Origin of the sequence: Paraburkholderia sp. JPY465 (assembly GCF_050436725.1) — a bacterium.
Lineage (GTDB): Bacteria > Pseudomonadota > Gammaproteobacteria > Burkholderiales > Burkholderiaceae > Paraburkholderia > Paraburkholderia youngii.
This window is the reverse complement of sequence record NZ_JBNDMT010000007.1, coordinates 16,533-29,227: the sequence shown is the minus strand read 5'-3', so window position 1 is coordinate 29,227 and position 12,695 is coordinate 16,533. Positions and strand designations below refer to the sequence as shown.

Below are 12,695 nucleotides of genomic sequence, written 5' to 3'. Positions count from 1 at the left end.
AGCCTCCGTTCAGTTGCGGACCAGGGATCGCCCATACTGCCATGTCCTCTAGCGGAGATCGTTTGCATACATCCGCCGGAGGTGGGACGAGGCCATTCCACTATGTCCGGCCCGTTGATGCAGGTTGGTCGGCCTGCTGGCCCATATGGAATTCGCTGACGAGGGTCTCAGCTAACACTCGAACTCGAAGGGCATCGGCATTCGACGCTAAGTCTGAGCTCGTTCGAGAGGCGCCGCTCCAGCGACGCAATATCTTCGCTGATCGCCTGTACACGGGCCCACTGTTCACGCAAGCTAGGCCGAGCCATGCGGCAAATTCCCGGTCAGAGTGGAACGCTGTCGACGAGAATGGCTGGCAGACGCTCGGAGATTCTGGCGAATGCAGGCACGATCTCCTTCGTGAACGGCAGGTAGCCCGAGCCCACCGTCTCTCGGATCAAAGATATCCATAACAGGCGATCAGGGACGTTGGTCAGTCGTCCTCTTGTTCTCCCCAGGTCGCCTAGGCTTTTTTTCGAAGTACGAGCAGCGCCGCAGCTTCCGCCAGTGTCTTCTCTTTGCGCTGCAACTCCTTTTCCAGTTGCTTGATGCGCTGCTTGTCTTCTTTGGGCTGCTGACGTTGCTCGCGCGCCTGTTCGGCAGCATTCGCGTTGGCGGCCACACATGAGGCCCGCCACGCCGCGACTTGCTCGAGATACAGCCCTTTGCGCCGGCAATACTCGGCCAACTCCGCTGCGTTGAGCGGGGCAGTTTGCAATACAACGGCAAACTTGTCTTCCGAAGACCATCCTTCGGCGTTCTTCCCGTCGCCCGGCACGGCCATCCCTTTCCTTTCGCCTCGCGGCGCCACACGTACAACGTCTGTTCCGTGATTCGTGTTTCTCTCGCCAGCGCCGACACCGGCACATCTTCCGGCGGCATCATACGACGCACCACGACTTCTTTTCGTTACGCTGAGCAGGCTTTCCTTCATGCCGATCCTACCGCCCCCGGACCTCTCTAAGAATCAAACGACACGACAACTATTCTGACGCCGGGGGCCCACGCCGATCAAGGCCCGACAGAGCAACACCGATGCTGCTCAAGCTCGACACCCAAAGCGCATTGCCCAGTGCTTTTTGCACCAAGACTGTTGCATTCGCGACAATCAGTGTTTGCATTGTAAGTCCCGTCCGTTGTTGTTCGACAAAGGATTTCGATTCGACCGATACCATGGCTGTTGGCACGATTTTCTCTAGCTTCGTCTGCGATCATCTTCAACAGCTTATCAGCAGCCGAATTTAAAAGGAGAGAATCATGTTTCGATTTTAGAAATTCAGCCCCCCGATGAAGGGTCCTGAAAAATGGTTCGCAATTCGAAAAACTTGATATGGAAAGTCAATCGTGAGGCCGCCGCGCAGCCTGCGAGGTTTTAGCTCAAGCAGCGCGGCGGCCAATGGGTGAACCGCCCCGGGTTTTCCGGAGACTCCACTTCTTGAGAAAATGGAGCTATGGAAAACACGAAGAAGAAATCCCCAAGATACTCGCCGGAAGTGCGTGAGCGGGCTGTGCGAATGGTGCTGGAACATCAAGGCGACCGGGAATCGCAATGGAAAGTGATCGCGTCGATTGCGGCGAAGTTTGGCTGCTCGGGCGAGACGCTGCGTAGCTGGGTGCGCAAGGAGGAGCGGGATCGGGGTTTGCGCCCGGGCACGAGTACGCAGGAGCAGGATCGGCTCAAGGAACTGGAGCGGGAAGTACGTGAGCTTCGGCAGGTCAATGAAATCCTGCGCAAGGCGTCAGCGTATTTCGCACAGGCGGAGCTCGACCGCCGACCGAAGTGATGATCACGTTCATCGATGATCACCGGCACGTCTACGGGGTCGAGCCGATCTGCAGGGTGCTGCCAATCGCACCGTCGACGTACTACACCCATGTGGCTCGCCGCGCCAATCCTGACCTGGTGCCGCCGCGGGCCCAGCGTGACAGGATGCTCAAGGATGAGATCCGGCGCGCGTGGGAAGAAAACTTCCAGGTCTATGGCGCAGACAAGGTCTGGACGCAATTGAAGCGCGAAGGCATTGTCGTGGCGCGCTGCACGGTCGAGCGGCTGATGAAGCAGATGGGCCTGCGCGGCGTGGTGCGGGGCAAGACGGTACGTACGACAGTGAGCGATGGTTCGACGCCGTGCCCGAAGGATCTGGTGAAGCGGCAATTCACGGCCGAACGGCCCAATGCGCTGTGGGTTTCAGATTTTACCTATGTATCGAGCTGGCAGGGCTTCGTCTATGTCGCGTTCATCATCGACGTGTTCGCCCGACGCATTGTCGGCTGGCGCGTGTCGAGCTCGGCGCGCACGGACTTCGTTCTGGACGCACTGGAGCAGGCCTTGTACGAACGACAGCCGGCGCAGCAGGACGGGCTGATCCATCACAGCGACCGCGGCGTGCAATACGTATCGATCCGCTATACGGATCGGCTGGTCGAGGCGGGCATCGAGCCGTCGGTGGGCAGCGTGGGCGACTCCTACGATAACGCACTGGCTGAAACGATCAACGGCTTGTACAAGGCAGAGGTCATCCATCGCCTCGGACCGTGGCGCAATCTGCAGGCCGTTGAAATGGCGACGCTCGAATGGGTGGACTGGTTCAACAATCGTCGGCTCTTCGGCCCCATCGGCAACATTCCACCCGCGCAGGCCGAAGCCGCTTATTATGCAAATCTCGCTGGGTCTGCCGCCGTGGCATGACTCAAGCAAAATAGTCTCCGGGAAACCCGGGGCGGTTCAGTAATCCTCTGGACGCGATATACGATCAGATCGAGCGGCTCAAGGCCGGTATCCGTGCCAAGGTTGAGCACCCGTTTCGCGTCATCAAGCGGCAGTTCGGCTATGCGAAGACCCGCTATCGCGGTTTGATGAAAAACACTGCCCAGATCACCACGTTGTTCGCTTTGAGCAATTTGTGGATGGCGCGCAGAGCTTTGCGAAACGCTTAAGATGGAGCCGGTGCGGGCATATGTTTCACCGGTACAGCCTCCGACTGGTGACTGTACCGGGCGATCTCCGCACAAGGAATGTCGTCGCCGTTCAGACTGCGATGCGTGTGGAAAATCGCCGCTACGAAAACGACTTCTGCAGAGCTTCCTTAACTTTCGCGCATTCAATTGATGTAGCGGCTGCGGATTGGCGATCGGAGACGACACGGCAGACTGGGCGAGCGAGGAATTCGCGCAAGCGAATCTCGGAGACGCTCGCCTATCGCATCGCCTGATTGTGTTAGCACGTCAACTGGCGAGCAGCCCCCACACGTCGCTGCCGCAGGCTCTCTCGCCTGCTGAACTGAAGGCGGCCTACCGGTTCTTTGACAACGACCAGATCGACACCGACGGTGTACTGGCGCCGCATATCGCGCAGACGCTGCACCGTATGGAGCAGATCCCGGTGGTGCTGGCGATACAGGACACCACCGAATTCAACCTGACGCATCTGCCTGCCACAGATGGTTTGGGGCGCTGTACCGGTGGCAATGAACGCGGGTTCCTGATGCACAGCCTGCTGGCGGTCAGTCCGGAAGGCTTGCCACTCGGCGTACTGGGCATGAAGACGTGGGCGCGTCGCGAAGAGACCCAGGGCAGCGCCGCGCAGCGCAAATCCCGGCCCATCCACGAGAAGGAAAGCATCAAGTGGATCGAGGGACTTGCGCACCTGTCGGCGCTGAAGTCGCGCTGTGAGCACACGCAAGTCATTGGCATCGGTGATCGCGAAAGCGATGTCTATGAACTGTTTGCTGCGCAACGCCCGGACGGAGTGGACTGGCTGGTGCGCGCGGCGTGGAACCGCTGCGCGCGGCACCCCCAGCGCTATCTCTGGAAAGCAGTACTGGACACCCCCGCAGCAGGTCACACCGAGTTGCTGGTGCCGGCCAAAGGGACTCGCCCCCAGCGCACTGCACGCCTGACATTGCGATACGCATGCGTACGTCTGCGACCGCCTCAGACGCGGACCCGTTTGCCCGAGCTGGACGTCTTCGCCGTGCACGTCATCGAGGACAAACCGCCTGCCGGTATCGAGCCACTCGAATGGATGCTGCTCACCTCAGTGCCCACTCACTCGCCCGGGCAGGCACTTGAGCGGCTGCAATGGTATGCACGGCGCTGGACGATTGAAACCTGGCACCGGGTACTCAAGAGTGGCTGCCGCATCGAGGCCCGCCAGTTCGGCACGCTCGAACGCTTTGTTCGGGCCACCTCCCTGTTCGCGGTCATTGCCTGGCGCATTCTCTACACCACGCTGCTGGCGCGGCTGGACGGTGACCTGCCTTGTGAGGTGGTCCTCCAGCCCGTCGAATGGCAAGCCCTGTATTGCCGAGTGCATCGAACCACCCGGCCACCGGACACGGTGCCGTCGCTGCATAAGGCGATACGATGGATTGCCGCCCTGGGCGGCTACCTGAATCGACGTCATGATCCACCACCCGGCGCCACGGTCATCTGGCGAGGTTTCCTCGTCTTGCACGAAATCACCGAGATGTTCCGCATCTTTAATTCAGGTCCGTAACTTGTGGGTAAAGCTCAGCCCCGCAGCAGGGGTACTCTGCCGGGATTCCTTGGGAGATCTGCCATGCAAAACGTCACATTGGTCGGTATTGATCTGGGTAAGCACGCTTTTCACCTTCATGGTCAGGATGCGGCGGGTAAAGCGGTGTTTCGCAGAAAGTTATCGCGCAAGCAACTGATTGAGTTCTTCGCCACGCTCCATCCATGCACGATAGTCATGGAGGCGTGTGCTGGTGCGCACTGCATGGCACGCAAGATCGCCGAACTCGGGCACGAGGCAAAGCTGATCTCGCCGCAGTTCGTACGCCCGTTCGTGAAGAGCAACAAGAACGATTTCGTCGATGCCGAGGCAATCTGCGAAGCAGCTTCCCGACCGTCAATGCGCTTCGTAACGCCGAAGACTGTATCGCAGCAGACACTGTCTGCCCTGCACCGGGTACGCGACTCACTCGTTCGGGACAAGGTTTGCACGACCAATCAGATGCATGGATTCCTGCTTGAATTCGGCGTCACGCTACCTGTCGGCAATGCCGTTGTCAGGCGCCTGCCCGCGTTGCTGGCCGAGCACTCCCTCCCGCCACGTCTCGTCGCGATTCTTGAGCGCCTGCATGCGCATTTCAAATATCTTTCGGAGCAGATTGGCGAGATCGAGAAGGAGCTCAACCGGCAGCTTGCGGATGACGCTATAGCCCAGCGACTGCTTACCATTCCGGGAGTTGGACCGATTACCGCAAGCTTACTTGCCTCAGAACTCGGCGATGGAAAGCAGTATCGATGCGGCCGCGACTTTGCCGCTGCCGTCGGACTGGTCCCCCGCCAGTACAGTACGGGAGGCCGGTCGAACCTGTTGGGAATTTCCAAGCGGGGGGACAAGAACATTCGCCGGTTGCTCGTCCAGTGTGCCCGTGCCTTCATGCTGCATCTGAACAGGCACACGGGCAAGATGGCCGACTGGGTGCGCTCAATGCTCGCGCGACGACACTCAAACGTAGTGGCCTGTGCGCTCGCTAACAAGTTCGCGCGAATAGCCTGGGCCATTGCGAGTCGCGACGCTGTATTCGACCCATGCACGCGAAGCGCCCCTCGATGAGCCACCTCCCGCCGAACTGCTTTACCGAAGTCGATCCATCTGGTTTTGCGATTGCTGAATACTGATGACGTGAACGGCAAACCGGCCTGACGGAAACCCTGAGAGGTTAACCAGCTTCTGAAGCTGCCCCTGTTATCAGGACCATCAGGCGCGATTCTCATCGAGGCGCGACGGCTCATCCCGCTCTGACGCCGGATAGATTTACGCAAACCCAACGCGCCAAAAAATTCAGCATTGCAAAAACGGGGGTGACCATAGGGCGGATTCAACCGGTCGTCGCAACACTCGATTATTGAGCAGACCTCAGGTATTCGTCCAGTGCTTCGGCAGGTGTCTTCCAACCAAGTGTTTTCCGGGGTCTGGTATTCAGTGCATTGGCAACGGCCTGGATTTCTCGAGCGCTCCACCGGGACAGGTCTGTACCCTTTGGGAAGTATTGTCGCAAGAGACCGTTCGTGTTCTCGTTCGTGCCGCGCTGCCATGGACTGTGCGGGTCGGCGAAGAATACCTGTACCCCGGACTCGACCGTGAAACGGGCGTGATCGGATAGTTCTTTGCCACGATCCCAGGTCAATGACCGCCACAACTGGGCGGGCAGGTCAGTCACGGTCTTCTTGAGCGCATTGGCCATCGTGACAGCTCCGTAGCCAGCCAGCGCAGGACCATTCTTCGTTCTGGGAATCAGCCCGTAGCCCTCCTCGCGAGGCAGATGGACGAGCATGGTGAACCGGCTTGACCGCTCAACCAGCGTTCCGATCGCGGACCGGTTTAGGCCGATGATCAGGTCACCTTCCCAATGCCCTGGCACAGCACGATCTTGCGCTTCAGCAGGCCGGCTGGAGATCATCACCTCCTCGCTAACGTGCGCCCAGGCCTTGGCCTGTGCCCGGGCCCTCGGCACGCGCAACGCCCGCCCAGTGCGCAAGCAGTTGACCAGCTCGCGCTTGAGAGCACCTCGGCCCTGGATATAAAGAGCCTGGTAAATGGCTTCGTGAGAGATGCGCATGGATTCGTCATCCGGGAAGTCGATCTGCAGCCGATTGGAAATCTGTTCGGGCGACCAGCCATTGACCCGTTTGCGATCACCGCGATGCGGTTTGTTTCTCCCTTTGAATGGTGCTTGCCGTGGCCCAGAAATCTCACGACCATCAGCGTCGCGAACCTTGCCCTCCAGACGGTCTTGCACGTAGTGGCGCAGCCGCGAGTTAGTCACCAGTTTCGAAGGTTTGGGTCTTTTGGCAACCAGCTCCGCCTTCCACTGCGCAACCGAAGCCCGATACTCAAGCTGCCCGCCACGCGTTGCAGCGTTACGTGTCAGTTCCCGGGAGACCGTTGATGGGTTGCGTCCAATACGGCGAGCAATCTCGCGCACCCCGACGCCTTGATGCGAAAGTAGTCCAATCTCTTCTCGCTCCGCGAACGACAGGTACCTCCCGGATATCGGGCTCAACATGGAAAGTGGCATGCCGCCATTATGTCGGAACCAGCGAGTGCCTACTGCCTGCGACACGCCAACCGCCTCTGCAGCCTTCTCGCTTGTAATGCCTGTTGCGATTTGCTCCCAGAATCGCCGCTCGATCTCGCGCCGATGCGACGGCGCACCGGGCGAGCGCATCGCTCCTCGCCCTGTCAACTTATGCATCCAACCCGCTGGTCGTCCCATAAACATCTCCTCGATCAAAGGTGTTGCGACGACCGGTTGAATCCGCCTAGATAACCTCGGTCGTTGTGACAAGTGGATCGAGGAGATGGGAAAACCAATCGTTGACGACGAATTGTGGGCACTGATCGAGCCACTGCTACCACCACCGAAGCCACGCCGCTTCAAGTATCCGGGCCGCAAACCGGTACCGGATCGGGCAGCGTTGACCGGCATTCTGTTCGTGCTGAAAACCGGCATCCGCTGGCGCGACCAGCCCGCCGAAATGGGTTGCGGTTCGGGTGTGAGCTGCTGGCGTCGGCTACGCGACTGGCAGGAGGCAGGCGTCTGGGACCAGTTGCATGCGGTCCTGCTGGCGAAGCTGCGTGCAGCCGAGAAGATCGATTTCTCGCGCATGGTCGTCGATTCTTCGTCGATTCGCGCGGTTGGGGCGGGCGAAAAACTGGACCGAACCCCACCGACCGCGCGCGACCCGGCTCCAAACACCACCTCCTGACCGATGCGAACGGCACACCGCTCGTCGCCATCCTGACCGGTGCCAACCGTAACGATGTGACGCAACTGGTTCCGCTGGTCGATGCCATTGTGCCCGTCGGTGGCTTGCGTGGACGACCACTGAGCCGACCCGGTCGTGTCTATGCAGACCGGGGCTACGACCACGACAAGTACCGCCGCATCCTGCACGAGCGCGGCATCCCAACCAGCATTGCCCGACGTGGCCAACCCCACGGCAGTGGCCTCGGGAGAGTGCGTTGGGTTGTCGAACGTAGGCATGCCTGGTTGCATCATTTCCGCCGTCTTCGCATCCGTTTTGAACGTCGAGCCGACATTCATGAGGCGTTTCTCAAACTCGGTTGTTCCTTGATCTGCTGGAACACGCTCAAGCGTGCCCAGCAGTCTTTATGAAACCGTTTCTTAGAAGCCAAGGTTCCCACGGCGCATCAGCGTACTCAAGAATGCCTTGCGTCTTGAGCGCTTGCAGAAAAGTCTCGAGGAGCATGGAGTTCATATGGGCGTGCACCGAACAAAACGGTTGCGCACCTTTTCACTGACCAAACGAAGGTCTCGATACAACCTCACCTAGAGCGTGTTAGGAACTTCGATTGAGACCTGTTATCCTGGCGGGATGAAAAGAACAGACCGCAAAGGGTATCCGACTGATGTGTCGGATGAGGAATGGAGTTTCGCGGCGCCGTATCTGACGCTGATGGACGTCGACGCGCCCCAGCGCAAATACGAACTGCGCGACATGTTTGATGCATTGCGCTGGATGGCTCGTGCCGGCGCGCCGTGGAGGATGCTGCCCGATGATTTCCCGCCGTGGGAGCTGGTGTATCAGCAGACTCAACGCTGGTTGCAGGCGGGCTGCTTTGAGAGCATGGTGAGCGACCTGCGCTCGGTGATACGCGTGGCACAGGGCCGTCGGGGACAGCCCAGCGCGGTCATCCTCGATGGCCGCACGATAGTCGACCTGCGAGAGCGGCCCGCGTGCGGGTTATGACGGTTATAAGCGCAAGCGCGGTAGCAAGGTACATATGGCAGTAGACACGTTGGGACAGTTGCTGGCGGTGCACGTAACCCCAGCCAATGAACAGGAGCGCGCACAGGTAGCTGAGCTTGCGCGGCGGGTCCAGCAGGTAACAGGACGAACGGTCAAGGTGGCATTTGCCGATCAGGGATACACGGGCAAAGAGCCAGCGCAGGCTGCATTCGACGAGGGTATTGACCTTCAGGTGATCAAACTCGAAGAAACGAAAAAGGGTTTCGTTCTGCTCCCCCGGCGGTGGGTGGTCGAGCGCAGCTTTGGCTGGCTCAACCGTTTCCGGCGTCTCGCACGTGACTATGAACGGCTCCCCGAAACTCTCGCCGGGCTTCATTTTGTCGTCTTCGCAATGCTCATGCTTGTTAGCGCCGTGCCAGTACTTCAAAGTTCCTAACACGCTCTATCTGTCATGATTGAACCATGTCGAGGACTGGTTGCCCGCATCCAGCGCGACTCATCACGCGCGCGGTGTCACCAGCCCCCTGGACCTCGATAACGATTGTTTCGCCTCTCCGCTCTCGATCGGTCGCGGAGCTCGGTCCGGGGCATACTGGTAGTCGGCGATGCGTACCTCGCTATGAGGGAATCGGCATACCCATGCGCAAGCACTAGCAAACCCTGCAATCCCATCATAGACCGCGATATCAGTTTTATTGAATCCGATTTGCTTGCGTCGTAGCAGAAGCTCCGGCGACAATCGCATGCGCGTCGCACTTGGAAATGATCCGCCCACATTAGAAGCGTCCGGCAGGTATCCGGCTTATTTGCTCGCGACCGGTGGGATCAACACCATAGTGACGGACTCTTATACGGAGATATATCGTACCAAGGCTCTGCGATCTCTTCCGGGGCCGCGCATATTTTGCGGCAAATTGACTTTGAGGAATCGTGGCAAAGCTCGTAAGCATTAACGCAATACCCCGAATGTCGTCCAAATTTGGGATTCCATACTCCATGCAACGTTACAGACGTCGCCGCGATCTCTTTAAGAGATCGCGGTCGAGTTAAGCGTTGACGGCAACATCGTCCCGCAACCGCCGTCTGTCCACGCCGCAGTCAAGCCCTTGCGCATTGCCTGACGAGGGGCCACGTGTCTAGGCCGCGCGCCAGCTTCGTTGAATTTTCGTAGGTCACAATGCAAACAATTCATTTCGGCAATCGCAAATTCCCAAGAGCCTTTGAATTGGCGGCCCTTTCCCTTGGCGTAGCGGTCACGATGATCCCGCTGTCCGCCCGAGCGGAGACCGACTGGGTCTCGACCCGCACCCAAGCGTTCCTCCTGTCGAACGCGCCGGCGCCGGCCGGAACTTATGCCCCGCAGAGCTACTCGCTGAACAGCCTCGGCAATCCGGCGCTGACCGATACGAATGTGACGCCGCTCGAACTGAGTCAGCCGCTGCACATTGCCGTGGCCCTGAGGCACCGCAACGAGGAAACGCTCGACAGGTTCCTTCGCGACCTCAATCAGCCGGGTAGCCCCAGTTACCACAGGTACCTCACGCCGGCCGAGTTCAAGGCGCGTTTCTCGCCGACCGACGCTCAGGTCGCGGCCGTAGTCGCTCATCTGAAGGCGAACGGCTTCCTCAACGTCTCCGTGTCGGAGAACAACATGCTAATCTCCGCCGACGGCAACGCAAACAACGTGCAAAGCGCCTTCCAGACGAGCATCAAGCGCTTCAACTATAAAGGCAAGCCGGCCTATGGGAACGATTTGTCAGCCCGTGTCCCGTCATCGCTCGCCTCGAGCGTTGGTTCGGTACTCGGTCTGCAGAATGCGGTCGTGCCGCACAGCATGCTCCAACGCTTCGCGCCGCAAGCGGTCATCGAACCGGACTCCATTGAGAAGAACACGACAGACGCGTCGAAGCTGGTTAGCCACCAGCCAACCGATTTCGCGAAGATCTATGACGCGAGCAGTCTGCCCGCTGCGACCAACACGACGGTGGGCATCATCGCCTGGGGCGACATGACTCAGACCATTGCCGACCTGAACACCTTCACGCAAAACGCACACCTGCCGAAGGTCAACACGGCGGTCGTCGAGGATGGATCGGGCATCCCGGTCCCCGACGCCGATATCGAGTTTGCTCTCGACAGCCAAGTCATCATCGGCACATCCGGAGGCGTCAAGGAGCTAATCTTCTATCCGGCCATGAGCGGTCCCGGCACCGACCGTGCCACCGACACAACGGTGAACGCTGCTTACAGCAAAGCGGTGACTGATGATAAGGCGACCATCATCAATGTGTCCCTCGGGAACGACGAATATACGTCCTATAAAACCGGCGCGCTCGCCGCCGCCGATGCCGTGTTCAAGCAGGCTGTTGCGCAAGGACAGACCTTCTCAGTCGCTTCAGGCGATGCGGGCGTCTATGTTGGATCGTATTCGCCGCACGGAAACCAAGGGTACATCGGCACGTCCGACGGCGCCTCGATCACCACGATAAACGATCTGTCCAAATACAGCGTGCAGTATCCCGCGAGTTCGCCCTGTGTCGTCGCAGTGGGCGGTACGATGCTCTCCACGACCGGCACCATGACGTAGGCCGGCGAAACCGTATGGAATGACGGCGCCGCGTACGCGGACTTAGACGGAACTGGGAAGCGGGTCGACAACGTGGTGCGCATCTGGGCGACGGGAGGGGGCAAGAGCGTGTACGAAGCCGCGCCCAGTTGGCAAACCGCGGCGCTCGGCAGTTCGGTGACGAAGCGTGTCCTGCCGGACGTGGCGTTCGATGCTGCGCGATCGACTGGCGCCTACATCATCTTCAACGGGCAGAAGATGAAGTCGCCAAGCGGCGGCACGAGCCTCGCGTCACCGATCTTCGTGGGCGGCTGGGCGCGGCTCGAATCGGCCACGAACAACAGCCTCAGCCTGCCAACGCCGGCGTTCTATGAGAATCTCCCGGGCAATACGGCGCTGCACCACGACGTGACAGCAGGCAACAACGGCTACCATGGCTACGGCTTCACTGCGACGTCAGGCTGGGACATGGCTACGGGCTTCGGCAGCTTGGACTTCGCGAAGATCAGCGCGGCAATCCCAAGTTGGCGCGCGCAGTAAGGTTCCGTCGCGTCAGCGGGGTCGAGCAAAGTCTTTCGAATCCCAATGTGTGACCTGCATGACGCCAAACACGAAAACACCGCGCACGAGGCAGTCCGCCGGTATTGGCAAGGTGTTTAAAGCGGCTGCGTTATGCGTTGGACGTGATTCTGATGTGTGCGCTGGTGCGTTGCGTACCAGCTAAGTTTACGTAATCTGGATTTGAAATGATGGACGAACGGAGTATTCAGGTCGATCCTCAAGCGTGCACCACTGGATGCAAGCTTGTACGGTTGCTTCAAAAAAGAGTTTCGCGAATGCAAACACTCGATGGGCGGGAGCCGGCGCATGGACGAAACCTATGTGAAGGTCAAGGGCACAATGGATGTGCCTGCTCTTCGTCATCGGTAAGGCTGCTAACACGGTCGATTTCCTGTTGCGTGCCCATCGCTACAGGGTCGCCGTTCGACGTTGCTTCGAGAATGCGATTGCACGGAAAGGTGCGCCCGAAACGGCTGCCGTTAACAGAGGCGGCAGTCGATCTGGGTGCGCTCAAAGTGCTCAACGCCGGGCGGCCCACACCGATCAATGTCCGTCAGAACAGGGACCTGACAAAATCATCGAGCAGGAAGGACCATCGCGCCATCAGGCGCATCGTCGCACTGATGATTCGATCGAGGATTTCCGGTGCGTGCGCATCATCCGCTCCGGTCTCCACAACATGCACATGATCCGAAAAGGGCAAATCAGAGTTCGTTTGCGGGTGGCCATTGTGGCCGGAACTTTCTCTTCTACGAGCAGATACGCGCGACGGACTTCATTC

General features: G+C 59.3%; 5 protein-coding genes, 5 pseudogenes and 1 other annotated feature. Of the genes and pseudogenes, 8 read left to right on the top strand and 2 right to left on the bottom strand.

Annotated features, from left to right (window positions below; genetic code table 11):
* Nucleotides 1-413 precede the first annotated feature (413 nt).
* Nucleotides 414-924, bottom strand: a pseudogene (locus tag QFZ94_RS40565) (IS3 family transposase); the annotation flags it as partial.
* 566 nt (nucleotides 925-1,490) lie between these two features.
* Between QFZ94_RS40565 and QFZ94_RS40560 the strand changes: the two are divergent.
* The 4 genes and pseudogenes from QFZ94_RS40560 to QFZ94_RS40545 all read left to right on the top strand — a co-directional run bounded on the left by QFZ94_RS40560 (nucleotide 1,491) and on the right by QFZ94_RS40545 (nucleotide 5,626).
* A protein-coding gene (locus tag QFZ94_RS40560) for an IS3 family transposase (RefSeq protein WP_429458928.1) occupies nucleotides 1,491-2,728 on the top strand; the annotation gives its coding sequence in 2 pieces (ribosomal slippage) (nucleotides 1,491-1,794 and nucleotides 1,794-2,728; 1,239 coding nt in all).
* Nucleotides 1,781-1,897, top strand: a sequence feature (AL1L pseudoknot). Its footprint overlaps the gene before it by 117 nt.
* A gap of 65 nt (nucleotides 2,729-2,793) precedes the next feature.
* Nucleotides 2,794-2,976: pseudogene (locus QFZ94_RS40555) on the top strand (transposase); the annotation flags it as partial.
* A 187-nt stretch (nucleotides 2,977-3,163) separates the two neighbouring features.
* Complete coding sequence (locus QFZ94_RS40550) at nucleotides 3,164-4,537, top strand: IS4 family transposase (protein ID WP_429463723.1); 1,374 nt, start codon at nucleotides 3,164-3,166, stop codon at nucleotides 4,535-4,537.
* A gap of 63 nt (nucleotides 4,538-4,600) precedes the next feature.
* Nucleotides 4,601-5,626, top strand: a complete 1,026-nt coding sequence (locus QFZ94_RS40545) for an IS110 family transposase (protein ID WP_410853355.1) — start codon at nucleotides 4,601-4,603, stop codon at nucleotides 5,624-5,626.
* Between the two features lie 289 nt (nucleotides 5,627-5,915).
* On the opposite strand, the gene QFZ94_RS40540 is transcribed toward QFZ94_RS40545, so the two are convergent.
* The gene (locus QFZ94_RS40540; RefSeq protein WP_429464301.1) at nucleotides 5,916-7,268 is read right to left on the bottom strand and encodes an IS30 family transposase; all 1,353 of its coding nucleotides are present in this window, start codon (nucleotides 7,266-7,268) and stop codon (nucleotides 5,916-5,918) included.
* 106 nt (nucleotides 7,269-7,374) lie between these two features.
* Here QFZ94_RS40540 and QFZ94_RS40535 point away from each other — a divergent pair.
* From QFZ94_RS40535 to QFZ94_RS40520, 4 genes and pseudogenes are all read left to right on the top strand, one after another.
* A protein-coding gene (locus QFZ94_RS40535) for an IS5 family transposase (RefSeq protein WP_429463721.1) occupies nucleotides 7,375-8,192 on the top strand; the annotation gives its coding sequence in 2 pieces (ribosomal slippage) (nucleotides 7,375-7,723 and nucleotides 7,723-8,192; 819 coding nt in all).
* A gap of 220 nt (nucleotides 8,193-8,412) precedes the next feature.
* Nucleotides 8,413-9,223: pseudogene (locus tag QFZ94_RS40530) on the top strand (IS5 family transposase).
* Between the two features lie 741 nt (nucleotides 9,224-9,964).
* A pseudogene (locus tag QFZ94_RS40525) lies at nucleotides 9,965-11,893 on the top strand (S53 family peptidase).
* A 58-nt stretch (nucleotides 11,894-11,951) separates the two neighbouring features.
* Nucleotides 11,952-12,623, top strand: a pseudogene (locus QFZ94_RS40520) (IS6 family transposase); the annotation flags it as partial.
* Between the last annotated feature and the right edge of the window lie 72 nt (nucleotides 12,624-12,695).